This window comes from Paenarthrobacter nitroguajacolicus (genome assembly GCF_051027655.1).
GTDB lineage: Bacteria > Actinomycetota > Actinomycetes > Actinomycetales > Micrococcaceae > Arthrobacter > Arthrobacter nitroguajacolicus.
This window is the reverse complement of the sequence record NZ_CP073235.1, coordinates 31,979-55,857: the sequence shown is the minus strand read 5'-3', so window position 1 is coordinate 55,857 and position 23,879 is coordinate 31,979. Positions and strand designations below refer to the sequence as shown.

General features: G+C 59.2%; 22 protein-coding genes. 8 read left to right on the top strand and 14 right to left on the bottom strand.

From position 1 onward, the window contains the following. Positions 1–2 precede the first annotated feature (2 nt). Genes KCX59_RS22395 through KCX59_RS22370 form a run of 6 tightly spaced genes read right to left on the bottom strand, consistent with a single transcriptional unit; the run spans position 3 to position 4,597 of the window. Entirely contained in the window at positions 3–833 is an 831-nt protein-coding gene (locus KCX59_RS22395; RefSeq protein ID WP_179012611.1) for an IclR family transcriptional regulator, read from the bottom strand. A 5-nt stretch (positions 834–838) separates the two neighbouring features. Further along, positions 839–2,071, bottom strand: a complete 1,233-nt coding sequence (locus KCX59_RS22390; RefSeq protein WP_179012612.1) for an NAD(P)/FAD-dependent oxidoreductase — start codon at positions 2,069–2,071, stop codon at positions 839–841. Further along, positions 2,068–2,265: a ferredoxin gene (locus tag KCX59_RS22385; RefSeq protein WP_179012613.1), complete on the bottom strand. Its 198-nt coding sequence runs from the start codon at positions 2,263–2,265 to the stop codon at positions 2,068–2,070. Before KCX59_RS22385 ends, KCX59_RS22390 begins: the two co-directional genes overlap by 4 nt. Positions 2,266–2,277: 12 nt before the next feature. Continuing rightward, positions 2,278–2,586, bottom strand: coding sequence for a hypothetical protein (locus tag KCX59_RS22380; RefSeq protein WP_179012614.1), 309 nt, complete (start codon positions 2,584–2,586; stop codon positions 2,278–2,280). Continuing rightward, entirely contained in the window at positions 2,583–3,173 is a 591-nt protein-coding gene (locus tag KCX59_RS22375; protein ID WP_179012615.1) for a 3-phenylpropionate/cinnamic acid dioxygenase subunit beta, read from the bottom strand. The genes KCX59_RS22380 and KCX59_RS22375 overlap by 4 nt, the downstream gene beginning before the upstream one ends. Continuing rightward, a complete protein-coding gene (locus KCX59_RS22370; RefSeq protein ID WP_179012657.1) occupies positions 3,170–4,597 on the bottom strand; it encodes a Rieske 2Fe-2S domain-containing protein in 1,428 nt (475 codons plus the stop codon). Before KCX59_RS22370 ends, KCX59_RS22375 begins: the two co-directional genes overlap by 4 nt. Before the next feature lie 148 nt (positions 4,598–4,745). On the opposite strand from KCX59_RS22370, the gene KCX59_RS22365 reads away from it, so the two are divergent. Both KCX59_RS22365 and KCX59_RS22360 read left to right on the top strand, forming a co-directional pair. Continuing rightward, positions 4,746–5,480 (top strand): class II aldolase/adducin family protein, encoded by a 735-nt coding sequence (locus tag KCX59_RS22365; protein ID WP_179012616.1) that lies wholly within the window; start codon positions 4,746–4,748, stop codon positions 5,478–5,480. A gap of 17 nt (positions 5,481–5,497) precedes the next feature. Then, complete coding sequence (locus KCX59_RS22360) at positions 5,498–6,949, top strand: aldehyde dehydrogenase family protein (RefSeq protein WP_370629165.1); 1,452 nt, start codon at positions 5,498–5,500, stop codon at positions 6,947–6,949. A 122-nt stretch (positions 6,950–7,071) separates the two neighbouring features. Here KCX59_RS22360 and nadC read toward each other — a convergent pair whose 3' ends face one another. Both nadC and KCX59_RS22350 read right to left on the bottom strand, forming a co-directional pair. Beyond that, positions 7,072–7,974 (bottom strand): carboxylating nicotinate-nucleotide diphosphorylase, encoded by a 903-nt coding sequence (gene nadC, locus KCX59_RS22355; RefSeq protein WP_179012617.1) that lies wholly within the window; start codon positions 7,972–7,974, stop codon positions 7,072–7,074. A 120-nt stretch (positions 7,975–8,094) separates the two neighbouring features. Beyond that, positions 8,095–9,108, bottom strand: coding sequence for a helix-turn-helix transcriptional regulator (locus tag KCX59_RS22350; RefSeq protein ID WP_370629168.1), 1,014 nt, complete (start codon positions 9,106–9,108; stop codon positions 8,095–8,097). A 689-nt stretch (positions 9,109–9,797) separates the two neighbouring features. Between KCX59_RS22350 and KCX59_RS22345 the strand changes: the two genes are divergently transcribed. Continuing rightward, positions 9,798–11,963: an amylo-alpha-1,6-glucosidase gene (locus KCX59_RS22345; protein ID WP_179012619.1), complete on the top strand. Its 2,166-nt coding sequence runs from the start codon at positions 9,798–9,800 to the stop codon at positions 11,961–11,963. Between the two features lie 285 nt (positions 11,964–12,248). Beyond that, entirely contained in the window at positions 12,249–13,169 is a 921-nt protein-coding gene (locus KCX59_RS22340) for an NAD(P)H-binding protein (protein WP_179016908.1), read from the top strand. Between the two features lie 285 nt (positions 13,170–13,454). On the opposite strand, the gene KCX59_RS22335 is transcribed toward KCX59_RS22340, so the two are convergent. Next, entirely contained in the window at positions 13,455–14,207 is a 753-nt protein-coding gene (locus tag KCX59_RS22335; protein WP_218648911.1) for a DNA/RNA nuclease SfsA, read from the bottom strand. Positions 14,208–14,394: 187 nt separating this feature from the next. Between KCX59_RS22335 and KCX59_RS22330 the strand changes: the two genes are divergently transcribed. From KCX59_RS22330 to KCX59_RS22315, 4 genes are all read left to right on the top strand, one after another. Then, the gene (locus tag KCX59_RS22330; protein ID WP_179012620.1) at positions 14,395–15,363 is read left to right on the top strand and encodes a helix-turn-helix transcriptional regulator; all 969 of its coding nucleotides are present in this window, start codon (positions 14,395–14,397) and stop codon (positions 15,361–15,363) included. A gap of 145 nt (positions 15,364–15,508) precedes the next feature. Continuing rightward, positions 15,509–16,369, top strand: coding sequence for an NmrA family NAD(P)-binding protein (locus tag KCX59_RS22325; RefSeq protein WP_179016906.1), 861 nt, complete (start codon positions 15,509–15,511; stop codon positions 16,367–16,369). Between the two features lie 53 nt (positions 16,370–16,422). Continuing rightward, positions 16,423–16,818 carry a nuclear transport factor 2 family protein gene (locus KCX59_RS22320; RefSeq protein ID WP_179012622.1) on the top strand — a complete coding sequence of 132 codons (396 nt, stop codon included), beginning with the start codon at positions 16,423–16,425 and terminating at the stop codon, positions 16,816–16,818. Positions 16,819–17,541: 723 nt separating this feature from the next. Beyond that, the gene (locus tag KCX59_RS22315) at positions 17,542–18,231 is read left to right on the top strand and encodes a TetR/AcrR family transcriptional regulator (RefSeq protein ID WP_370629164.1); all 690 of its coding nucleotides are present in this window, start codon (positions 17,542–17,544) and stop codon (positions 18,229–18,231) included. Between the two features lie 165 nt (positions 18,232–18,396). Here the strand turns inward: KCX59_RS22315 and KCX59_RS22310 are convergent, their stop codons facing one another. From KCX59_RS22310 to KCX59_RS22290, 5 genes are all read right to left on the bottom strand, one after another. Continuing rightward, entirely contained in the window at positions 18,397–19,248 is an 852-nt protein-coding gene (locus tag KCX59_RS22310; RefSeq protein WP_179012624.1) for an aldose 1-epimerase family protein, read from the bottom strand. A gap of 103 nt (positions 19,249–19,351) precedes the next feature. Beyond that, positions 19,352–20,881, bottom strand: coding sequence for an aldehyde dehydrogenase (NADP(+)) (locus KCX59_RS22305; protein ID WP_179016904.1), 1,530 nt, complete (start codon positions 20,879–20,881; stop codon positions 19,352–19,354). A 31-nt stretch (positions 20,882–20,912) separates the two neighbouring features. Then, the gene (locus KCX59_RS22300; RefSeq protein WP_179016902.1) at positions 20,913–21,806 is read right to left on the bottom strand and encodes an SDR family NAD(P)-dependent oxidoreductase; all 894 of its coding nucleotides are present in this window, start codon (positions 21,804–21,806) and stop codon (positions 20,913–20,915) included. Between the two features lie 10 nt (positions 21,807–21,816). Next, complete coding sequence (locus KCX59_RS22295) at positions 21,817–22,989, bottom strand: mandelate racemase/muconate lactonizing enzyme family protein (protein WP_179012627.1); 1,173 nt, start codon at positions 22,987–22,989, stop codon at positions 21,817–21,819. Beyond that, on the bottom strand, positions 22,982–23,878 hold the full coding sequence (locus tag KCX59_RS22290) for an ABC transporter permease (protein ID WP_179012628.1): 897 nt from the start codon (positions 23,876–23,878) through the stop codon (positions 22,982–22,984). The genes KCX59_RS22295 and KCX59_RS22290 overlap by 8 nt, the downstream gene beginning before the upstream one ends. Between the last annotated feature and the right edge of the window lies 1 nt (position 23,879).

Genomic DNA, 23,879 nt, shown 5'->3' with positions numbered 1-23,879 from the left:
TCCTAGCCCAGGATGTTGGCCAGTCGGAGCGCAGCTGTATGCAATATTTGGCCGAAGCTGTCGATCTTCGCCGGAGGTAATCTGTGGATTGGTGCTGAAGCGTTGACGGCGAGCTTCAAACCGGAAGCCGTGGCAAGAGCCACGGCGACAGAGGCCACACCGTCCTCGCTCTCTTCCCGGTTCGTTGCGTAACCGTCCCGCCGGACCTGGCGTAGCTGTTCTTCCAGTTGGCTGCGAAGTAGCAGTGAGTGACTGGTAACGCCTTCGAGCTGCTCCTGGGGGTATAAAGTATGCAATTGCTCCTGGGTGAGTCCGGCCAGAAGTACTTTGCCAGTAGAAGTCGCGTGGGCGGGCATGAGCCTTCCGACACGGGAGGCCACCCGCACTGCGGTATCCGGTTCGGCCACGGCCAAAAATCGTACTTGGTTGCCCTCGAGAAGACCGATGTGGCAGGTCTCGCCCAGCTTCAAACTCACTTCCTTGAGGACCGGCTCGGCGGCGCGCGGAACGTCCCCGATCCTCCTCATGACCGAGAAAGCGACGGTAGTGAGTGCCGGACCTGGCATGTAGGCCTTGGTCTTTGGGTCCTGCCGCATGAAGCCGCGCCACGTCAGCATCGCTAGGATTCTGTGCGCCGTCGAGGTGGCGACGCCCAGATGGGCGCTGGCTTCCGTGAGCCTGACCTCGGGTCGTTCCCCCAGAAGAAGCAGCAATTTGAGGGCGTTGTCGACCGAGTCGATCGGATATTGAGGAGCACCAGGTTCGCTGTCCGGCGTGGGTCTTTTCTGCACTACAGAAATCGTAGTCGGTGCGTGGTCCGGCTGCGAGCTCATGGACATCAGCCACGGCCGGAGCTGGATCGTTTTGCCGTGGCCAGCAGTTGCTCAAGGTCCGCCCTGACCGTCTCTGCCCTGGTCCGCTGTCCGACGGCCCGACGGCATGCCACGAGGGCACGGGGCCAGTTCACGATGACTGCCCCTACCAGCGAGGTGCCGTCGGAGTAGGTCACCGCAAAACGGCTCTCCCCAGGGGACCCCACCACCTCGAAATCCTCGGACCCGGTTCTGCCTACAACCTGGATTTTCCAGTCATATTGATCACTCCAGACGTATTCCACCGGGTCGTAGTGTCGAGGTTCTTCACTGCTGACGATGTTGTGGGCGGCGATGAGGGCTTGGTCGACGGCGTTGGTCCAGTGTTCGAGACGCATGGTGTGGGTGGTTTGGTTACTGGTCCAGCGGCAGACGTCACCGACAGCGTAGATGTCATTAACGCCCAGGGCAGCCAAATCAGGTCCACAAAGTACGCCGTTCTCAAGGGCGACGCCCGAACCCTCGAGCCATTCGGTGTTCACGATGGCGCCGATGCCTACAAGGACTGCATCGGCGACATGCCACTCAGCGTTGCTGAGCTCGACGTGGAAGAGGTCTTCGGCCTTTACGACTGAGGTAACGGTGTGGCCGAGCACTGTGTTCACTCCTTCCTCTCGGTGTTTCTGACCGAAAATGTGTCCCACCTCTTCGTTCAGCACACGAGACATGGGAGCAGGGAGGGGGTCCACCATTGTTACCTGAAGTCCGGCTTTGACTGCTGTGCCGGCGACTTCTGCCCCTATGAACCCTGCCCCAACTATGAGGATTCGACGACCGGGGACCAGTTCGGCGCGCAACTTTTCGGCGTCTGAGCTTGTTCTTAGCACGTGCATCCCCGGCCCTTCGCCCCATGGGGAGGGACGGGCGCGCGCGCCGGTTGCTATGACGAGAGTGTCGTAGGGCTGCTCGGTTCCATCTGAGAGGCGAAGCCTTTTGTTCGCCGGATCGAGCGATGTTGCTGCCACGCCGGTGATGAGTTCAACGTCGATGGCGTCTAAGTCTCCGTTGGGAACCAACGCAATCTGACTGAGCCCGGCATCGGGTGAGAGGTAGCTCTTTGAGAGCGGGGGCCTGTCGTAGGGGTGGGGGACCGCTTCGGCTTCCACCAGGATAATGCGGCCTTCATGTCCCGCGGCTCGAAGGGCCTGGGCTGTTTTGACACCACCGACGGACGCTCCGACGATGAGGACAGTGCTCATTTCTCAACCACAGTCAGAGCGGAGACGGGGCAGCTCCGGGCTGCCTCTTCAACGCGCTTGCGTTCGCTGTCGGAGACTTCGGTCTCGAGGACGATGACGATCCCGTCATCGTCGATGTCGAAATAATCCGACGCTCCTACAATGCAGTTTGCGTACCCCTGGCACATCCCCAAGTCGGCCTTAATTGTCGCCATGGTTTTTCCTCGTCAGTCTTTTGTTTCCGGGAACATCGGTTCAAACGGCGATGCGATCATCGCCGAGAATGTCTGGGTTGTCTGCCACGTAATTGCCTCCAGTTCGATGGGGTCAAGAGCAATCCATTGACCCGATTTGGGCGACTCGATTAGCAGTCGGGCTCCGTTCCGGGTTTCTACATGGGAGACCCGAATTTCGGAGAACTCGTTGGCTATGGTCAGTGGCAAACCAACTGTCCGCTTGGCTAGTCGCGCGCGGTCCTCGGCCGCCTTGACCGCTGCACTGCGATCGATGTCTTCGCCCTCCCATTGCAAGGTCATAGGAATATGGCCAGATTCTGGGTCCGAAGCACGGATTCGTCCACCATGACCACGCGGCGCGCGAGTTCGAAGGAATTTCCCGTTCTCCGGAGGACGTCTTCGCGGTGGGCGGAAATGGTCGATGCGGCGTTGGTGTCGCCCCGGCTCCGGAAGAGCAGGACGGCGGAGTCAACGATGTATTCGTCTTCGACGTCGGTGAGGAAGCAGCGAACGTTTGCGATGTAGTGCCGAAGCCTGGAAGGCGGATCCTCGGTCCAAGCGTGTTCTGTAAGGAACCGCGCTACTCTCCGGTTTAGGGAATACTTATTTTCGTCCCAATGAGCCATTCCCGGGGATGTGGTGTAGCCCGCGCCGAGGGCCGTCGTCACCCGCACCGGCATGATGTAGTGGATGTCTTCAGCCAAGGAATCCAGCCACTCCTCGTATCGCTGATCATCGAGAATATAGGCTTCCTCCACGATCCAACGAGACAGCTCCAGGTGGCGGGAGTCATCGAAAGGCAACGATGAACCGACTTTTCGCGACGGTGTTGCGTGCTTCCCCAGCACCGACTGGGCAGAAATGTCTGCACCGGTGGCCGCGTTCATGCTGAAACCTCCCTCTCGGTGCTTGGAGCCTGCATTTCAGCGTCGCCCTCTGCCGGCTGAGCACCGACGACGACCGGCCGCACACTGCCCTCGCTGACTTCGTTCTCAAGGTAGTCGGCCCATCGATTCAAAAGGTGACGCTGGTTATATTCCCCGTAGCCGACGTGCGCTTCCCCTGGCCCGGCGAACTCGTTGGGCGTCAGCGGCGCGACCACGGGAGAACCGTCCTTCAACATCCCCATGCGGCCGTTGAGAAGCAGTCTGCGGGCCATTGACCCCTTGGCCGTATTCGTAAGGGACACCCAGTTTTCGACGTCATCCTGTTCAAACATGCCAGTGCTGCCGAAGCACATCAGGTAGGCCTTGTAGGAAAGTTCCTTGAACTCCTCGGGCGCGTTGGCATCCACAGCGAACCAGGAGAGTATTTCCGTCTCATTCTCGCTAACTGGCTGCCAGGTGCGGATGGAGATGAACGGAAGAACGTCGTCACCGTCTTCGACCTTTGGCCAGTTGTGAACGAGGCTCATGTTGGGGAACGCCGACGCTGCGGAGATCATGAAGCCGTTCTTGCCTATGACATCCAACTGGTCTTGGGACCACACTTGCTTCATCCGTTGGATCATCTCGTCCGGATAGCCGACGTAGCGTAGCCGCTCATCCAAGTCGCCCTCGGGTAGTTTGTAAGTCGTTCCGCCTCCGTTACCAGCCCAGTAGGTGTTGCCGTCCTTCCGCTTTTCGGCCTTGGGTTCCCGGAACAGTCCGATCTCCACCACGGACGTGTGCGTCTGTGGGGTGTGGTACATATCGCCGGCAAAGTTTTCGGCCCCGATCTTCCAATTCGCGTTGACGAGCCAGCGCTGGGGGCCCCTCAGCTCCATTCCACTAGTGGATTGCTTCGTGTAGTAGTCGAGGTAAAAGGCAAAATCACCCAGGTACTCGGCCAACGGCGGGGCGTCCGGGTCCATGCTGATAAAGATCATGCCGTTGTAGCTGTCCAGACTCGGTGCCGGTAGCAATGTGGCGCCCTTGCGGCTAAACCCTGCTTCTCCGCCGTAAGCCTCCTGGTGGAAGGGCAGACCGACGATGCGTCCGTCATTTCGATAGGACCAACCGTGGTAAGGACAACGGAAGTGTGAAGCGTTGCCCATCTCAGCCCTGCACACCTGCATTCCGCGGTGAAGGCACATATTGAAGTGCGCCTTGATCTCTCCCTTTTCGTCGCGCACCACGATGAACGAGTCGTTGAGAACCTTGCGGACCACATAGTCGCCCGGCTGGGGGATTTCTGACTCGTGGGCAACGAACAGCCACGCGCGGCTAAAAAGATTCTTCTTCTCAAGTTCGAAAATTTCACGGTCATTGTAGATGTGCGCGGGGATCATTCCCTCTCGCACCTCGTCAAAGATTGTGGGTTCGGATGTCATAGGAGAGGCCTTAGCTTGTTGGGAACGACTATCTGCCATGCAGAGAAATATAGCCGCTAAGACCAAAAAAGACAACGAAGGTTCTGCACAACAGAGAACCGACTGCTAAGGTCGGTCAACAGCGCAAATCCGTGAGGAGTGGTTTCCAATGGTTGTTGACGAATGGACGCATGAAAGGCGCCTGGTGGCTAACGCCTGCCGGATACTGGCTCACAGGGGGTTGGTGGACGACATTCTCGGCCACGTCAGCCTAAGGGTCAGTGACACAACGGTCCTGATCCGATGCCGTGGTCCACGGGAGCGTGGCCTGAAATTCACCGAGATCACCGACATTCAGGAGGTGTCCCTGGACGGCAGCCATGATTTGCCTGACGGGTATTCAGCACCGAACGAACTACCCCTGCATCTGGCCGTTCTTTCAACGTCGCCCAAGATACGCTCTGTGGTGCACGCCCACCCGCCGGCTGTTGTGGCGATGACGTTGACGGGTCAACGCCTCCGTCCCGTGATCGGGGCGTTCAACATGCCGGCAATGGCGATGGCCACCTTGGGCATCCCCACGTATTCGAGCTCCGCTCTTATACGCAACAGCAGCCGTGCCGAGGAGATGGTAGCAGCCATGGGGGCGGCGCCCGTCGTCCTCCTCCACGGCCATGGTCTAACCGCCTCGGGGGCCTCGGTGCAAGAAGCCGTGGTACGTGCTCTGAATGTTGACTCATTGGCTCGCATGCAGTTGAGCGTTCTCTCGGCGGGCTTTGCGCCCGAAGACATAGACGACGGTGACCGTTCGGACCTGCCTGACCTCGGATCGGCGTTCAATGACGGTCATGTCTGGCGGTTTCACTTAGCTGCGCTCGAACACGAAGGACTGTTGATCCCGTGAAACGGAAGGAAAATGTTGTGCATCAGCAAATTAGGGATAGGGCGTGGATCGTCGCAGTCGATGGACAGGCCCTGCCCGTGACAAACACCTATGCCATCGAGGATCCTTCGACCGGACAAAGCCTGGTCGACGTCCCGGACTGTTCCGCCGAAGACGTTGACCGAGCCGTGCAGGCCGCCCGGGCGGCTCAGCCCGCCTGGGCAGCACTGCCGCCACGACAGCGCGCGGCAGCCCTGCGCAGGCTCGCCTCCCATGTCCGGAAGCACCGCGAGGAATTAGCTACCCTGGATGCCATCGATGGTGGCTTCACGTTGGCGATGATGCGGAAGGACATCGACGGCGCATTAGAGCTCATGGAAATTTTCGCTGACATGGCCTTGGAACTGGGCGGACGCACCATTCCAGCCAGTGAAAATCTTCACTACACGACTAATGAACCATTCGGCGTAGTTGCACGCATTGGTGCCTTCAATCACCCTGTGTTCTTCGCCCTGTCGAAAATCGCGGCTCCGTTGATGGCGGGAAATGCAGTGATCCTGAAGGCCCCCGACCAGACGCCCCTATCATCCCTGAGGCTTGCAGAAATCGCCGCTGAGGTGCTCCCCCAAAATCTCTTCATCACCATCTCCGGGCGCGGATCTGTCTCCGGCCGCGCCATCGTCCGCCATCCGCAGGTACGACGGATTGGTTTCATCGGTTCAACAGAAACGGGACGCTCCATTCAACGCGATGCTGCCGAAGTCGGGGTCAAGCACATCTCTCTGGAACTCGGAGGCAAAAACGCCCAAATCGTTTTCGCAGACGCCGACATCCAAGATGCAGCCCGGGGTGCTGTCATGGGCATGAACTTCACCTGGACCGCTGGCCAGAGCTGCGGCTCCACCAGCCGCCTACTCGTCCATTCCTCTATTGCAACCGAAGTCACGGCCCTGGTCGGTGAACTCGTTGCAACCATCAAGGTCGGCCATCCACTGGATGAAGGAACCGAAATGGGTCCACTCGTCTCTGAAGCCCAATACCTCAAGACCGAGCATGCCATCACAAAAGCTGTGGCTGAAGGTGCCAAAATCATCACTGGAGGTGGCCGACCCGAAACCGTCGGCAGCGAAGGCTGGTACCTCGCACCAACTGTTCTTGCTGATGTCCTCCCGGGTTCCTTCATCGAGCAAACCGAGATTTTCGGGCCCGTGCTATCGATAGTGCAATTCGACACAGACGAAGAAGCCGTTCACATCGCCAATGACGTCGAGTATGGGCTCACTGCCACCGTGTGGAGTAGAGACATCGCCCGAGCCCTGAACACGGCCAGGAAGGTTGAAGCGGGTCACGTGGTGGTCAACGGCGGCAGCCGACACTATTGGGGGTTGCCGTTCGGCGGGGTCAAATCTTCCGGAATCGGGAGAGAAGAGTCTTTCGAAGAGCTTTTATCCTACGCTGAAGTAAAGGCGACCACGGTGGTCCTTGACTAGCGGTACGCTTCCTGCCGACCCGATGCCAGCGACCTGGAATCGGGCCGGCAGCCGGCCGTGCTTGCGACGGCATCTGACACCGGTCGGGTCGACGGCAGCCGGGTCGGCGTGGATCCACTTGGTCACAAGCCAGGTGACTGGAAGAGGTCAATTTGGATATCAAGACCGATGTCGAGATTCGATACGCTATGCGTTAGTGCACCTACGGCGATGACGTCCACTCCCGTCGACGCCACTTCGGCAACATTTGCTAGGTTGACGTTTCCGCTGGCCTCAACACGCGTTCGCCCTCCAACGAGAGCGACACCGAGGCGCAATTCGTCCACGGTGAAGTTGTCCAGCATGATTGTATCCACGCCTGCGGCAAGCACGGGCTCTATCTGAGCCACGGTGTCTACCTCGACTTCGAAGTGCGTAGTGTGACCAGCCAGTGCCTTGGCTGCGGAGAGGATTTCCGTGAGCCGGGCAGGGTCGCTGTCAGTCAGGACAGCCAAATGATTATCTTTTGCCAGAACGGCGTCCGACAGGCTGTACCTGTGGTTTGTTCCGCCGCCGCACCGGACAGCAAAGCGCTCAATGATTCGAAGCCCCGGGGTCGTTTTCCGCGTATCCGCAATCCGGACTCCTGTGCCCTGCACGCGCCTCACATACTCCGAGGTCGTAGTGGCAATCGCTGACATCCGCTGGACGAGATTGAGAGCAACGCGTTCAGCCAGAAGAACTGATCGGGCATTTCCTGTCACTTCGGCAAGGATGCTACTAGCGGTAAAACCCTCGCCGTCCCTGACAAACATTGCAACTGCGACGTCAGGGTCGACAAATTGCATGGCCTCGCGAAACACCGCAGCCCCGCTAAAAACACCGCCAACCCTGGCCCTCAGGACAGCGCGTGCTTGTGCTCCTACGGGAATAAGAAGCTGGGATGTTATATCCCCGGCGGGGGCGTCTTCGGCGAAGGCGCATTCCAGGATCCCGTGCAGTGCCTGTTTAGGGAGGTCATGATCCGAAATAGTAAGTCCACTCATCAGTGAGGCCCTCTCGAAGCTGTTACACCGAAGGCAATCCGGCGTCTAAAAGATTATACACTTTGATGCCCGCGGTGATGCTGTCAGGAGCGAGATTGATATCTTCTGCGGGTTAACAGCTCAGCGGATGCTGCTCGCGCCTTCGGGTTTTTCACCCGGGAGCAATAGCTTTGATTCCTTCGGTTCACTGCGTAGGGTCTCGGCTGGCGAAATGCCGAAGCGCCTCCTGTAGTCCATGCTGAACCTGCCAAGGTGGTTGAATCCTGCGGCCGAGGCGAGTTCCCCCACGCTCGTTGCATCCCTGGCAGTTGACATCAGCTGCTCGTGGACCCGATCGATACGCACATTTCGAAGGTATTGCGACGGAGTAACGCCAAATACATTTCGGAACCCTGCCTGCAATCTTCGGAGGCTTATTCCGACCTGGCCGGCAAGATCCTGCAGGGGGGGACAGTCCTCGCCTAATTGGTTCATCATTTCTGCTGCCTCGTAGACTGCGCGAGATCCGGCTGGCGGGGAAGTGGTTAGTACCTGAACATGCTCGCCCGGCACATTCAGGAGAACAGAAGTCAAAAGGGAATCTTCCAAGGCACCTAGGAGAGCGGGGGGGAGCGCCCTGGATACTTCAAAGACGCCTACAACCTGGCGGAGTAGGGCTAAAACGGTTGCGGTGCCCGGAGAGGCCTCTATCTTGGTAGAAAGAGGCCTGAAGTCAACAGTCCGAACGCCGCTAAGGAGAGTCAGCTGCTTCTGAAGGGTTTCATTTGGTATCCGCACACCGAGGATTGCAGTGCCCGCCACCAGGGTAAGCCGCAGATCCGGAGACGGCCTCGTAATCAGGAGACTGCCGGGGGTGCCGATGCTGACAGAGCGCTGACTCACGGCGGTCACTTGTCCCTGAAGTGTTACGACCAATGTGTGATGGTCGGCGGGACCTCTGGGAGTAACCGTTGTTTGACCTCCGTAGTAGAGGCCAAACACCATGCACGACGACAGGGCTGCATGGTAGAAGTTCAGAGCAGTTCCGGGTGAGGCAATTAGTTGATGTGGGCCGATAAGTCGGCCCCCATGACGCTCGGCGACTACACGGTTCACCGTGGCAAACAACGGATGTCCGCCGGCGGCGCGGCCCATGAGTAAGTCTCTCAAATACTCAGGGTCATTCATGACGTCTCTCCCGCGGGGGCGCATAATCGGATGAATCTATGGTAGAGGCTTGTGCGCTGGCCGTTCCTATGGAGGACTAAAGTTGGCAGCGGCAGGATCACTACCCCAGAATGACTGACCGAGCCGTGGGCAGAAAGTGACTGAAATGCCGATAGCCCCGCCAGTCATGTCCACGCCTCCCGTTATCCAGGAGCTGCCGGACATGTTCCGCTGATTAATGCAGTCTGAGGACGAGTCCTGGCAAGCCCGGATATCCAAGGCCCCTAAGTGCAAGTTCTACAGCGTCTTGACGTCCACCGAGCATACGCGGCGGCGCTGGCATCCACTGCATTGATGCATGGCAATGCGAGCACCAAGAATGGAGTCTTCCGGATTGCCTTGTCCGTCACGGACAAGATGTCGATGGCGGCCCGGTTGCTGGTTGTATGTTCTTTATCGAAAATTGGTAGTCCCTGTCCGCTCTCACGGGCTGCATTAAACGCTGGCCGGTCTTGTGTGAACATCGGGACGGCGATCTTCCTTGACAGAACCATTCTGCTGTTAAAAGGAGGATCTGGTTTGAGAGAACTGACTGGCGTAGCGTCAATGAAGAAGGTGGAGGATCAGACCCTGCCCACCTTGATTCCGATGAATTTCAGCCCTAGGGAGGAACCGGGATGGCTGGGTGGAACGCGGACACATCTGCTGGTTCGCTTGGGGTCGGAACTGTGACTCTGGTGGATGGGGCAGCCTTCTGTATCTCCTCCTCCAATGGGGACATGTCCCCCGAATACCCGCAGGGCGTTTTTGTCGATGACACGCGAGTCCTTTCCCGTTGGAATCTCACAGTCAACGGGGGGCCCTTGGAGCCTCTCGCTACGAAGTCCAAGGAACCCTATAGGGCGATCTTTGTAGGCCGTGTCGCGTACACCGAAGGCCAGGCTGACAGCCCCCTGATCGTTGAACGGACGCGAGAATTGGGCGCAGGTATTCATGAGCAGGTGACAGTCCGAAACTATTCACCGAACCCGGCAGAATGCGTCGTTTCGATCAGAGCCGAGGTCGATTTCGCCGATCTCTTCGAGGTAAAAGAAGCCCGGATTCAGCGGAAATGGGAGCAGCATCGTGCCGCAACAGGCGATCATCTAGTCATTCGGGCCTCATGGCAGGAGATTCACAAGGAAGTCGTCATCTCCGCCGTCGCTGCGAAGGTCACTGCCGATGGATTGACGTACACGGCCCTTGTGCCTCCACACGGACAATGGAGTGCGACCGTTACGGTTTCACCCACTCTCGACGGTGCCCACCCAGCGTTCGTCCATCCTGACGGAGACCATCTATCTCCGCGTGATGTGCGGAGGCGGGAGTGGGTGTCCAAGATTCCAGTGGTTCGCATGGGTAACCCTGCCATCGAACGAACCCTTCTCCGAAGCTATGAAGACCTAGGCGCTCTTCGTATTGAGGACCCCGACCATCCCGAGCGGATTGTTGTTGCTGCCGGAGCACCTTGGTTCATGGCACTATTCGGCCGGGACTCTTTGTGGGCCTCCATCATGGCAATTCCTGTGGATCCTTCTCTGGCACTTGGAACCATCCAAACCCTTGCCGACAGACAAGGCAGCGTGGTGAATCCCATGAGTGAAGAGGAACCAGGCAAGATCCTTCACGAAGTGAGGCTCGGTGTCTCAACTGGGCTGGCGCTTGGTGGGGGGTCGGCCTATTACGGCAGCGTCGATGCCACCCCGTTGTTCGTCGCCGTGCTCGGAGAAGTCAGTCGCTGGGGCTTCGCCCCGGACATCATCAAGGCACTCCTGCCAAGTGCAGACCGTGCGCTGGATTGGATACGACATTACGGAGATAGGGATGGCGATGGATTCGTCGAATACAAACGTCTCAACAATCACGGCCTGATCAATCAGGGCTGGAAAGACTCCTGGGACGGCATCAATTTCGCGGACGGCAGGCTGGCTGAGCCGCCAATCGCACTCTGCGAAGTCCAGGCCTACGTCTACGCTGCCTACCAAGCCCGTGCCTGGATGGCATACGATGCAGGCGACGTCGCCACGGCTACAGAGTTGAGCGCCCGCGCCGATCAGTTGAAGAAGAATTTCAACGAGCAGTTTTGGCTTCCGGATCGCGGGTACTACGCCGTGGCGCTAGACGCTGGCAAAAAGCGAGTGGACGCTTGTGCCTCCAATATGGGACATTGCTTGCTTTTCGGCCTCATCGATGAAGACAAAGCCCCGCTCGTGGCGGAACGCCTCATGTCCCCGGAAATGTTCAGCGGCTGGGGAATTCGGACATTGGCGAGCGATATGGACGCCTACAATCCCGCGAGCTATCACAATGGCTCGGTTTGGCCACACGATAACGCCATTATCGCAGCGGGTCTTCTGCGCTATGGCTTTGTTGAAGAGGCTCAAAGAATCTCTACAGCCCTATTCGATGCCGCGGAATACTCCCAAGGCCGCCTGCCGGAGCTGTTCTGCGGCTTCAGCCGCGCAGACCTGGACGAACCTGTTCCCTACCCCACCGCGTGTTCGCCTCAAGCGTGGGCAGCAACGACGCCGATCCAATTGGTGAAAAGCCTTATGGGCTACCGCCCCGATCTAGCGCGCGGCGAACTCTGGATGGACCCGGCGCTCCCGGAATCCTACGGTGATCTTCATATTTCAAACGCCCCAATGGGGGATGGCCGAATCACAATCGATATTTCCGGTTCAACCGCGATCATCAAAGGGCTGCCCCAAGGAGTACAAATGCGCTACGGAACCCGCCCGCGAATGGACGATCCAATCGAGCTTGCAAAACGGGCCACACAGCGGGGACGCTCGTCCAGTTAGGGCTCATCGGCTCGGTGCCGCCCATTGCGCTTGACGGAACCGGCTCGCTGGACCGTAAACCATGTATGTGACGACCACCGGGGTTCAGCAAGAGACTCTTCGAACCTAACGGCGGAATTGGGGCGCGAGTTATCAGAAATTGTTCGGCAGACCCGTAATTAATTTTATACGTGACTGATTCTGTCATGTATACGAGTGCACATTGGACACACCCCAGGGAGCTCGCTCATGCAAAGGGCGTCAACGACTCCCGAACCGCGGAAATACGCAATCGGAAGGTACCCTATGTCCACCCCCAACGGCCCGGACCAAAAAATCGTCATCACAGCTGCCACAGGACGCCTCGGCCGGCTTGTTGTAGCCGAACTCCTGAACCAGGGACTTCCGGCAGGTAACATCGCAGCCGCCGTGAGGTCGCCGCAGACGGCTGCGAGTCTGGCGGAATTGGGAGTAGAGATCCGCCACGCGGACTACACCGAACCCCAAACTTTGGGGCCAGCCTTCGCAGGTGCCGATCGGCTGCTGCTGATACCTTCCGCCGAGTACGGCCAGCGCTTCCCACAGATGAAGAATGCAATTGATGCAGCTGTGAAGGCCAATGTTTCTCAGATTGCCTACACCAGCTTCGTCAACACGCCCGTGAGCACCTTGCGGTTGGCCGACGAACACAAGCAAGCGGAGGCATATGTTGTCCGGTCCGGCCTTCCCTTCACCTTCTTGCGCAACGGTGGGTACACCGAGCTTTACACGGGAGAACTAGGAGATATTGGCCCTGCCCTTGACTCCGGGGTAATGTACGGCTGCGCCGGTGAAGGCAGGGTCTCCGGTGCCACCCGGGCTGACCTCGCCGCGGCAGCGGCCCGGGTTCTTCTTGGCGCCGTAGGCTCAGGGCAAGCCCATGCCGCCGCAAACAACGGCCGCGTTTACGAGCTCGGCGGTACAGCCTTTTCCCTGCACGAGGTTGCCGCCGAGTTCTCCCGGCAATCGGGCAGGCCGCTCCGCTATCAGGATCTAAGTGTTGGTGAGTACGCCGAAACCCTTACTACACAAGGATTACCGCGGGAGTTCGCAGACCTCCTGGCCGACACGAGTCTGGCTGTCTCCAATGGCGATTGGTTCACAACAAGCAACGACCTTGAACAGCTGATAGAACGACCCGCCGTGCCCCTGGCCGATGTTATAGCCACCCAACTCAGGGCTTTTTGATCCAACCGTTTCCTAGGCTTCCCCGGGCAGGCCCGAAAGCTAGAGAATGAGTTCACTCCCGGGGGAAAGCTCGAAGCCGTTTCGCCATGCCGGTCCGAGGGTACTGCCCTCAGTGGGTGCTCCCATTGGCGTGAATTCGTTGCAGAGACGTGTGCCACGTCTCTGCAACGGCAGGCGGCCGGAAACGGCGCCGCACACAGGAAAGCGCCGATCCTGAACCTCGAATCGGTTCAGGATCGGCGCTTTCTTCTTGAGAAGTGCCCAGGAAGTAGAACGGATGGCCGCCTAGGCGAATTGCGCGGTGAGGTCTGTGGTGGCGCCCACCGTGACTCCGTTCGGAGTCAGCAGAAGGTTGACTTGCCAGATTTCTATTCCTTGGGCAACTGCTGCCGAAACTCCTGCTGCGACTTGGGATTTACGTGTGCTGGCTTCCACGCTGAATCCTGGATTGTCGTACATGAAGCAGAGCAGCATGATGGCACGCTGGTTGTTATCGAGGCTCCCACCCAGCTCGGCGACGTGCTTGACCATTCGTTCAGTCGAATTGAAGGCGGGCTGCTTGCGAGTGAGTGTGTTCGGTGGAAGGGCTATCTGCAAGTTCTGAAGGGGTGTCTTGACTTCCACAAAGGTGTCGTTATTCACCAGGAAATCGAGACGGGAGATCCCCAGTTTCTGTTCTCGGAGAACGGATTCAACCGGGACGATCCCGTCCAGCGAGCCCGATGTGAGCGCAGCCTCAATGTACTTATTAGCGGCATTCTGGTTGATCCCGATCCAGGGATACTGGGCCTGGCGGTCAACGGCGATAGCCTCGACGGTATACCTGGTTTTGCGGGCGGGGTTTTCGGCCGGTGAGAGCAGACAGGCAAGCCCGTCGAGCACCAGATTGCCTATCCTTCCTGTGGTTGGGCAATGGCAGGGGATTAGCTTCCCGTCGAGCTCCACATCGATTATGAACCTGTTGGGCCGGCGGACTATGGTCCCTTCCAGGAGAGGCGGGTCGAAGGTCTGGATCAAATTGTTCGGCTGCGGCGTCACTCTGCGTTATCTTCTATCTTTTCGTACGTGTACAAACTCTTATCGAGTTCTATCGGGGGACTCGCCCACACGGGAAGGGCGATGACAGTCTGTCAGCTAATACTTGACAAACTATGTCCAGTTATCTGAGTCACCCTTCGAAAGATACCTGGCATTAATTGTCATGTTTGGATGCGAAAATCGAAATATGAGATCAGATCGGTTGCTAGCTATGCTGCTGCTCCTGCAGACCCACGGCCGGCTTTCGGCCGTGGCTCTGGCCAAGGAACTGGAAGTGACCCCGCGGACTATTTACCGCGACATGGAGGCATTGTCCACCGCCGGTGTGCCTGTTTACGCTGAACGCGGCCGCAATGGCGGGATTGCCATCCTGCCGGGTTTCAGAACCGATGTCACTGGTCTGACCCCGGAGGAAGCGCGGGCGTTGTTCGTGCTGGTAAACGAGGATGCCCACGTAGACCTGGGCTTGGGGGACGCGCTGCGTGCAGGACTGCGCAAACTTATGGCCGCATTACCTGACGCCCATCAGCAACTGGCCGAGCGCAGCACGGAACGGATCATCATTGACGCGGGAAGATGGGGCGCAGGTAGCGAAGGTGGCTCCCAGCTGTCCGTAATCCAAGAAGCAGTCCTGACTGATCGACAGGTTCGGTTCGCCTATGAACAACGCGATTCCGATGACCTGCTGCTCTTCCCCGAGGTTGACCCCCACGGCCTGGTCCACCGAGCGGGCGTTTGGTACCTGGTGGCGACGGTTAGGGAAACGGACAGGATGTTCCGAGTGAGCCGTATCAGAGAGCCCCTGGTTCTGGACACGGCGGTTCAGCGCCCCAAAAACTACTCTCTTCACGACGCCTGGACGTCACTGAATGATCAATGGCAACGGGACTACTCTTCGGTGATGGTCAGGATCCGCGTCAAAAGAGAAATTCTTGGGATAGTCCTCCGCGTTCACGATGCCGACCTGGTCGAGAAGGTGGACCGCTACGCCAATCCCAATCAGGAATGGACCGAACTTACTTTGCGGATGCGCTCCTTCGGCCATGCCCAGACTGTTCTTGGCTTCGGACCTCGCCTCGTGGTCCTTGAGCCTCCGGAGCTTATTGAGCATCTGGCAGACGTCGTGAAGGACCTCAACCTCCTCTACCACTCCTGACGCCAGCGGACGGGAAAAATCCAAACTACTGGCAAAAAGATCCAAACTACTTTTAAAACCTGACGCGATGTGTCATGTAATGAACGAGAAGCTTGGAAGTAGATCGGCGCCACGAGGGGCCGATGCCTACTAGGAAGAGGTCATCATGATCACTATCACCGCAGCGTCCAGCCAGTTCGGCCGCGCCGTTCTCGACGAACTCCTCAGCGGCGGGTCCTCACCTGAAAGCATTGTGGCCACCGCGCGCGAGACCACTAGCCTTTCCACCTACGCGGACCGCGGCGTACAGGTCCGATTTGCCGACTACGAGGATGCCGGGAGTCTGGACGCGGCCTTCCACGACCTAGACCGGCTGCTGCTGATTTCCTCGAACTCACCGGCCGCCCAGGCCGCTCAGCACGCAAACGTCGTTGAAGCCGCCAAGCGCGCAAATGCCACTGAAATTGTCTACACCAGCTACCTCAACGCTGATACCAGCGGCATCCAGATGGCACAGCCCCACGCCGAGACCGAACAGATCATCCGAGGTAGTGGCATTCCCTTCGCCTTCCTACGCAACGGCTCCTACATCGAGAACTCCGCTGGTTTCGTAGGTTTCTGGGTTCAGTACGGCGAAGCCGTCGGCTCAGCAGGTGACGGCTTGATTTCCGGTGCAGCACGCAAAGACCTCGCAATCGCCGCGGCACGCGTAATCGCCGGTGATGTAGTCAACGGAGAGGTTTACGAACTGGGCGGCAGCGACTACACCATGCAGGACCTGGTCACCGTAGCGGCGGAACTGTCCGGTAAGCCCATTACCTACAACAACCTCCCCAAGGAGGCCTACGCCGGCGTCCTTGTTTCCGGTGGACTACCCGAAGGTCTCGCGGCAGCCATTGCGGACAACAACGCTGGCGCTGCCCGCGGCGCTTGGAAGACCACCAGCACAGCGCTCACCGACATTCTTGGACGCCCGACGACGCCGCCGCGCGAAGTATTCGCCCAGGCCCTTGAGCACCTCAATTGAACTAAGAACCACCAACCTCTAGCGCCCCACTCAACACAGCAAGGATTCTTCTCATGACTCAGAACGCAGCAGCCCAGATCGCCACAGCGTACTTTGAGGCCTGGACCTCCAAAAACGTCGATGAAGCCACCCAGTTCCTTACGGAGGACATAGTCATCACCGCCCCCAACGGAACATTCAGCGGTCACGCAGGCTTCCACGCCTTTATGGATGGTTTCGTCAAGATGCTCACCGGGGTTTCGGACTTTACCGTCTTCGGCGACGAAACCACCGCCGTGGCTTGGTACAACACACATCTCCAACCGGTCCCTTCACTGGTGGCCGGGGAACGCGTTACGGTGACCGATGGCAAGATTTCGCGCATCGATATCACTTTCGACCAGATGCCTTTGGCTCAGGCCTTCGGCGGCGCAGCGCCTGCCCATGACGCCCCCGACGCGACCGTCTAGCGACGAGTCCCAACCCTACAAATACACAGACGACCAGAAACAGTAAGAAGAGCCTTCGTCCGTTTGTAGGTGGACCCCCATGCGAGCATGCATGGGGGTCCTCTGGGTGTGATCAGCTGGGTTTGCATTAATTGGTTTCGGGCATCCATTGCGAAAAAGTCTGAAGCCGGAGGCTGAGCTATGCAGCGGACAGACGTCGGGCACGCCACAGGCTCGGTGCAACCTGCTCTTCAAGAGCCGCAAGGACAACGACTTCCAGTACAACGACTGGCTCTACAGCCAGAAACAACGGGAAATGGCGCTAAGTCCGAAAGAGCCCAGCCAGTCTTAGGGTCTGGCAGTCAGGCGAACTGAATCTGCCCAGCCGTTCCACAGTCAGCTCTATGATCCTCAGCGCTGCAGCAGATCCTCAGCATTACCTCGCTGAATGGTGGTCCCGCTACGAGTAATGGCCGGAGCGACCAGATGAAATATCCATTCCCTTACCTCGGAGTAGGGAGACTTGGCTTGCGAGCTACTCGTTTTCGTCATACTCTATGTGCATTCACTTAGCCTAAGAGGGTGTGACACGTCAATTGCGGCGTCGGCGGTTAGGCCGCAAGACGAGTGGTCGGGTAAAACGGCATCCGTTCGCACGGATTGCTACTGCGCATTCGCATCGCTCCTAAGATCAGCCAGTTCTTGGCAGCATGCCAGGCACGTTCACCGGATGCTATTAACAGGATGGAGCGTGTCGTGGCCTGGAATACAGAGCGCACGAGAGAGTTACTCTTGAACGCGGCTACCGTTGAGTTCGCCGCTTACGGGCTATCTGGTGCGCGAGTCGACCGCATAGCCAGTGAAGCTGGTGTGAACAAGGAGCGAATTTATGAATACTTCGGTAATAAGAAGTCTCTGTTTGATGTAGTAGTGCTATCCGCTCTCACGGCGATATCCGAAAACGTGCAGCTGTTCGGCGTAGGACCACTCTCGGTTGCCGACTACGCCGCCCGCCTCTTCCAGTACAACGAGCAGGACGACACACACTCACGATTGCTGTTCTGGAAAGGCTTAGAGACTGGAGAGGAAGGTTTGTCTAGCGCAATAGGAATTGTGAGCAGTTCAGAAATGGTGGATCGATTGGTGACAGCCCTACCGGGAATTGAGCGCAATGATGCCAGCGACCTCCTTCTCACAATCTTGACCCTATGCTCTGCGTGGTCTCCCTTCACGCCATTCGGGCGACTCCTTACAGAAGGCAATTCGAACCAAGGCCACCACAGACGTTTCGTGGTAGCAAACACGGTTAGACTATTAGCGGATTCACTGCTTTCTCACACCGAGGTAGAGCCGCGAAATCCTCGAACCTGTGATGAGGCGTTCAGTAGCCACTCGGCTGCGCGAAAGCGTGACCAGCACGCCGCGGCCACTTGAACCTCGGCAGGCGAAGTCAATAGCTATCTCCCCACCGTCCCCTCCATTTTCATCCAGGGCAAGACGAAAACCCAATGGGACATATAGAGGGTCATTGTTATGTCACGCCTTCTACAGTTTCCTCTCCTTTGCTTCATTGCTGGGTAGCGTTCTGGCGCTGTGATGTCAGGGATGGGCGGTGACCCCGCAGCTGAAACTTAGTTCTTCACCTGGTTGGACAATCATTTGTCCGGGGCTTGCCAGTAGCTCCCCCCGATATGACGCTGGCGCCGGTAGGCCAGCCCACGGTTCAAGGCACACGAAATCCGCATCCGTCTGCTTCCAGACTGCGAACTGCAGGAAATCGTCGAAGGCCAGGTCCAGTAGCGGCCCGGCCGGCGAGACGTATTGGACGGTGTTGCTTTTCACTGACTCAAAAATGATCGCCCCGTCAGTGAACAGGTCTTCAGTCAGAGTAAGAACCCTTCGATGCACGGGTGACGGATGTCCCCCCGGCATGAGTTGCACTTGGGCATTGACCCGCCGAACGGCGGCGGTTTCCTCCTCGTCGAATTGAAGTTGCCATCCCGGAGACGGGTCCCACCTGAATGCCGGATGCCATCCAAGGCAGGCGGGCATTGGCGCGGGGCCTGTATTGGTGAGCGTGAAGATGAGTTGAAGTGTTGGTCCGTTGACTGACCAGCTGCTTTCCAACGTAAATGGAAACGGAAACATGGTTTCTGTCGACGGGTTGTTGCGGAGAAAGAAGCGGGCAGTATGGGCGGTGGTTTCCAGGACAGCGAATTGGTTGTCCCGCGCAAATCCGTGCTGCGGCATCGGGTAGTCTCGGCCGTCGTGGTGCAGTGTGTCGTTGGCGAGCCGTCCGATAATTGGGAAAAGTACGGGGGCGTGCCGCGGCCATTGCGTTCCTGCTGACCAGAGCAGCTCCTTACCGGTGCTGTTTTGGAGGGAGACCAGCTCTGCGCCGTGGGAGTCTAGTACGGCGCGGAGCTGGTCGGTCTGGAGGCGTACTCTCATCAGTCTGTTTCCGGGATGCTGCAGAAGTCGCAGTTGTCCGGACATTGCCATTGCGGTGGTTGGTAGGCGCTGTCTTCTTGCCGGATGAGCGGGAGTTCTGTGCTCATGGCTGCGCCGACGGTTGTGGAAGGTTCAACTGCCCGTTGACCCGGGTGGGGACGGTGAGGTTTCCGTCCTTGAGCTCGTCCGGGAGGACGCTTCCCGGGGCGTCCTGGTAGGTGACCGGGCGAAGGAACCGGCGGACCGCGGTTGCTCCGACGGATGTGTGCAGGGAGTTTGTCGACGGCCAGGGGCCCCCGTGGGTCTGGGCCCAGCTGACACTGACGCCGGTGGGGTAGCCGTTGTAGATAATCCGGCCGGCTCGTGCCCTTCCGAGTTCTGTGAGCCGACGCGCTAAATCGTCATCGCCGTCGCCGAGGTGGACGGTCATGGTCAGTGAATCCTCGATCATCGGCAGTGCCAGTTCGAGGTCGGGCAGTGTCCCGTACCGGACGATGATGGCAGAGGGACCGAAGCATTCCTCAACTGTCTCCCGGCGCAGCCGGGAGACATCGATGCTGTAGACGACCGGCGTGACACGGAATCCCTCCTCGGCCGGGCTCTTTCCGGTGGCGACCCGCTCCACATGGTTCTGGTCTTCCAGGGCGCCGGTGATGGCGGCGTAGCTCTCGAAGATCCGGCGGTTTAGGAGAGGCGAAACGGTGCTGACCGCCAGGTCGTCAGCGAGCCGGGACACGAGAATGTCCCCATCATCGCCCTGGGGGACGAAGACGATGCCCGGTTTGGTGCACAACTGTCCGGCGGAGGTGGTGATGGAGGTTGCAAGGCCTGCGCCGATGTCGGCGCCCCGTTCAGAGGCTGCGTTTGGGGTGACGATCAGTGGGTTGAGGCTGCTGAGTTCGCCGTAGAAGGGGATAGGCTGTGGCCTGCGGCTGATGGCTTCCATGAGCGCGGCGCCGCCGCCAAGTGAGCCGGTGAACCCGACAGCCTGGATGAGGGGGTGGCTGACGAGCGCCGTTCCGGCTTTTTGTCCGAAGACTATACCCAGGATTCCTTCGGGTGCTCCGTAGTTGGTGGTCGCGGCGGCCATGATGTCGTAGGAGATCTTGGAGGTTCGGGGGTGGGAGCTGTGGGCCTTGAGCACGACAGGGCATCCTGTTGCCAGCGCCGACGCGGTGTCGCCGCCGATGACGGAGAAGGCGAAGGGGAAGTTGCTGGATCCGAAGACGGCCACGGGGCCGATGGGCTGGAGAATGCGGCGAAGGTCGGGACGCGGTCCCATCGGGGTGTCACCTGCGGTGTCGATGGTGGCCTCCAGGTAGCTGCCCTCAAGCAGGACTTCGGCGAAGAACCGCATCTGGTAGCTCGCCCGTTTGAGCTCCCCTGTCAGCCGGGCCGGGCCGATTCCAGTCTCTTCGTCAGCGGCCTTGATCAGTTCTTCCGCGTTCAGGTCCAGGCTGTCCGCGAGGACATGGAGCAGCCCGGCGCGGCCGGTTCTGCCGATGCTCTCCAGGTAGGAGAAGGCCTTGCCCGCGCTCTCGACGATGCGGTCAACATCGAACGGGGAGTCTTCTTCGGCTACCGGGTCCAGGCGGACTCCGGTGTAGGGGTTCGTGCCTGCAATGGTGGTCATGATGCTGGAATCCTTGACTCTAAGGGAGGGATCAGTGAAAGAGGGTGGCGGGAACCCTTGCGGCGTTTCCCGGGTGCATCACCGGCACGCCTTCGACCTGGGGTGCGCGTCCTTGGGCCAGCATGCCGCCGTCGATGTTGAAGGTCTGTCCGGTGACGAACGCTGATTCTGCGGATGCCAGGAAGATGACGCCGGCTGCGATGTCTTCGGGTGTTCCTGCGCGGCCCAGCGGGATCTGTGCTGCGCGCAGATCCTTCTTGCCGTCCCACATGGGCGGTTCTCCCTCGACTGCGATTGCGCCGGGGCGCAGGGCGTTGACGCGGATGCCCCACGGGGCGAGGTCGACGGCGACGGCGCGGGTGAAGGACTCCATCGCACCTTTAACGGAGTCATACGGGATGTGGTTGCGGTGAGCGCGCTCTGCTCCGTGAGAGCTGATGTTAATGATGGATCCGTTCTGTTCCTTGGTGGCCAGGGCGCGCGCTGTGCGTTGGGTGCAGCCGTAGAGCATGTTCATATTTTTGCTGACGAACAGTTCCCAGTCGGATGGCTCCACGGCGAGGAAGTTTCCCCATGCGGTGTCGCCGCACCGGACGTAGGCGTTGTTGACCAGAATGTCGACGGTGCCCAGGGCTTCCTCGGTCTCCGCGAACACCCGGTCGACTTGGGTGAAGTCGGACATATCGCCGATTGCGGCGAATGCATCCAAGCCGGCGTCCCGCAGCTCCTGCACGACGGACTCGGCCGCGGCCGCGTCAACGTCATTGACGGCAACGCGCGCGCCTTCGGCTCCGCATCGGATCGCTATGGCACGGCCGATGTTCCGCCCCGCTCCGGTGACGAACGCAGTGCGGCCCGTGAGGGCACCGTGCCCTGTGGTGATCTCGGGGGGTGTCCAAGTGGTGTTGGCTTGCTGGTGATTCATGCCTTCTCTTTCACTGGGAGGTGATATCCAGTGTGTGGGTGGGCAGAGCCCACATCCGCACTGCATCTTCGTTAATTTCGACGCCGAGGCCGTTCCCTGCCGGAATCTGGACCTGGCCGCTTCGCGCCAGTATGGGCTCCTTCAGGACGCCTTCGCGGAAGGGGTTTTCGCCGCGGTCGTATTCGAGCATCGGCGGGTACGCGTTCCGTTCCCCAAAGGGGGACGCCGGGAGGGTGGAGATCAGTTGGAGGGTCGCGGCAATGAGGACGCCGGTTCCCCAGACGTGAGGGGCGACGCGGAGGTTCCATGCTGTGGCCATCTGTGCAATGATCTTGGCTTCGGTGAATCCGCCGCAGACGGAGAGGTTGGGCTGGACGATGTCGATCCGCTTCTCCGCTATATAGTCTCGGAAACCGAACCGCGTGTAGAGCGCCTCGCCGGCTGCCAGCGGAAGGGCGGTATGGTTGCGCAGCATGGCCCAACCCTGCGTTTCCTCCGGCGGCAAAGGCTCCTCAACCCAGTAAGGATTGAAATTCTCGATCTCGCGAAGCGAGGCAAGGACCGTGTCTACCGTTGCATTGGCGTTGTAGTCCACCATCACCAGGCCGTCCGGGCCCAGGAGGTCTCTGGTGATGCCTGTGCGTTCGACGTCGTCATGGACGCCGGAGCCGATTTTGATTTTCGCGGCGGTGAATCCTTCGTCGACCGCTTCTTCGATGTATGCCCGGAGGGGCCCGCTGTCGCCTTTTGCGTGGTAATAGCCGGTGGAGGCGTAGGCGGTTACGTCATCGCGGACCCGTCCGCCAAGGAGGGCCGAGACCGGAACACCATAGGTTCTCGCTGCAGCGTCCCACATAGCGATATCCAGACCGCTGATGGCTGCAACGTGCAGGCCGCCCTTCGTCAGGTGGTACCCCGTAGTGAGCCTGCCCAGCCATGTTCCTTCTCTGAGTTCCAGAGGCTGGCCGATGACGGCCCGGGCCAGGCCTTCAAGGTGGGCGGCGACGAGCCGCGGCGGGCCGAAGGACTCTCCCCAGCCGACGATGCCGTCAGAAGTTGTTATCTTGACCAGGGTCGCAGTTCTCGCTGCGACCCTGACCTTGGAGGCGCCGAAGCCGCCGTCCTTTAGCGTGTGTTCCAAGGGAAAGATTTCGATCCGCTGGATAGTGCTCTGCCTAGTCATCGTCTGCGGCACCCTTCACTTGTCCGACAATCTGGGTGGGGTTGACGAAGCGCAGAGCGATCATCAGCAGTAGCGAGGTCATCACGGTGTAGATGACGGCCATGGCATCGATGGTCTGGGCGCTGCGGATTCCGGTGGAGAACGCGGCAGAGTACAGGGCAACGATGAGCGTTTCGCTCTTGGGTCCAGCCACGAGAAACGTCAGTTCAAACATCGCCACGGTGCGTACAAGGATGAGTACACCGGCTGCGAGGATGCCGGGGGTGAGCAGCGGCACCAAGACCATTCGGAACATCTTCCACGTGTTGGCGCCGCACATGCGAGCTGCAGACTCTAGGTTCCGGTCCAGCTGCCCGATGAAGGGTGTCATCACGAGGATGACGAACGGCAAAGCCGGGACCAGGTTCACTAGGATCACGCCGGTCAGTGAACCGGCGAGCTGGAGCTGGTACATCAGTGTCGCCAGCGGGACGCCGTAGGTGATGGGAGGGAGCATGACCGGCAGCAACATCAGCAGCATGACTAGCTTCTTGCCGGGGAAGTCCCGTCGGGCCAGGGCGTAGGCTGCCGGCACACCGAAGGCGAGCGATAGCGCCAATACGCTGAAGGTCACCTGGAGCGTGGTGATCAGAACGTCGCCGAGGTTGAAGTCTTGCCAGGCCTGACCGAACCATTGGACTGTGAAGCCTTCAGGGAGTGGGCCCTTGAACCAGGTCGTACCGAAGGCGTTGACGATAACCGAGAGGATGATTCCGGCTAGGTTCAGGAGGAAGAATCCGACAGCGACCCAGACCGCGATCTGGAGTAGTGAGCGTTTTTTTCCCGTGAGTGCAGATGGTGACTCGTTTGCCCGACGGGACGTGCTTGGGGGAGTAGTTGTCGTTGTCATG

What these genes read in the sequence shown, in the direction of transcription:
- KCX59_RS22395 (WP_179012611.1), bottom strand. Translation starts at nt 833, where the DNA reads ATGAGCTCGCAGCCGGACCACGCACCGACTACGATTTCTGTAGTGCAG.
- KCX59_RS22390 (WP_179012612.1), bottom strand. Translation starts at nt 2,071, where the DNA reads ATGAGCACTGTCCTCATCGTCGGAGCGTCCGTCGGTGGTGTCAAAACA.
- KCX59_RS22385 (WP_179012613.1), bottom strand. Translation starts at nt 2,265, where the DNA reads ATGGCGACAATTAAGGCCGACTTGGGGATGTGCCAGGGGTACGCAAAC.
- KCX59_RS22380 (WP_179012614.1), bottom strand. Translation starts at nt 2,586, where the DNA reads ATGACCTTGCAATGGGAGGGCGAAGACATCGATCGCAGTGCAGCGGTC.
- KCX59_RS22375 (WP_179012615.1), bottom strand. Translation starts at nt 3,173, where the DNA reads ATGAACGCGGCCACCGGTGCAGACATTTCTGCCCAGTCGGTGCTGGGG.
- KCX59_RS22370 (WP_179012657.1), bottom strand. Translation starts at nt 4,597, where the DNA reads ATGACATCCGAACCCACAATCTTTGACGAGGTGCGAGAGGGAATGATC.
- KCX59_RS22365 (WP_179012616.1), top strand. Translation starts at nt 4,746, where the DNA reads ATGGTTGTTGACGAATGGACGCATGAAAGGCGCCTGGTGGCTAACGCC.
- nadC (WP_179012617.1), bottom strand. Translation starts at nt 7,974, where the DNA reads ATGAGTGGACTTACTATTTCGGATCATGACCTCCCTAAACAGGCACTG.
- KCX59_RS22350 (WP_370629168.1), bottom strand. Translation starts at nt 9,108, where the DNA reads ATGGGCCGCGCCGCCGGCGGACATCCGTTGTTTGCCACGGTGAACCGT.
- KCX59_RS22345 (WP_179012619.1), top strand. Translation starts at nt 9,798, where the DNA reads ATGGCTGGGTGGAACGCGGACACATCTGCTGGTTCGCTTGGGGTCGGA.
- KCX59_RS22340 (WP_179016908.1), top strand. Translation starts at nt 12,249, where the DNA reads ATGTCCACCCCCAACGGCCCGGACCAAAAAATCGTCATCACAGCTGCC.
- KCX59_RS22330 (WP_179012620.1), top strand. Translation starts at nt 14,395, where the DNA reads ATGAGATCAGATCGGTTGCTAGCTATGCTGCTGCTCCTGCAGACCCAC.
- KCX59_RS22325 (WP_179016906.1), top strand. Translation starts at nt 15,509, where the DNA reads ATGATCACTATCACCGCAGCGTCCAGCCAGTTCGGCCGCGCCGTTCTC.
- KCX59_RS22320 (WP_179012622.1), top strand. Translation starts at nt 16,423, where the DNA reads ATGACTCAGAACGCAGCAGCCCAGATCGCCACAGCGTACTTTGAGGCC.
- KCX59_RS22315 (WP_370629164.1), top strand. Translation starts at nt 17,542, where the DNA reads ATGGAGCGTGTCGTGGCCTGGAATACAGAGCGCACGAGAGAGTTACTC.
- KCX59_RS22310 (WP_179012624.1), bottom strand. Translation starts at nt 19,248, where the DNA reads ATGAGAGTACGCCTCCAGACCGACCAGCTCCGCGCCGTACTAGACTCC.
- KCX59_RS22305 (WP_179016904.1), bottom strand. Translation starts at nt 20,881, where the DNA reads ATGACCACCATTGCAGGCACGAACCCCTACACCGGAGTCCGCCTGGAC.
- KCX59_RS22300 (WP_179016902.1), bottom strand. Translation starts at nt 21,806, where the DNA reads ATGAATCACCAGCAAGCCAACACCACTTGGACACCCCCCGAGATCACC.
- KCX59_RS22295 (WP_179012627.1), bottom strand. Translation starts at nt 22,989, where the DNA reads ATGACTAGGCAGAGCACTATCCAGCGGATCGAAATCTTTCCCTTGGAA.
- KCX59_RS22290 (WP_179012628.1), bottom strand. Translation starts at nt 23,878, where the DNA reads ATGACAACGACAACTACTCCCCCAAGCACGTCCCGTCGGGCAAACGAG.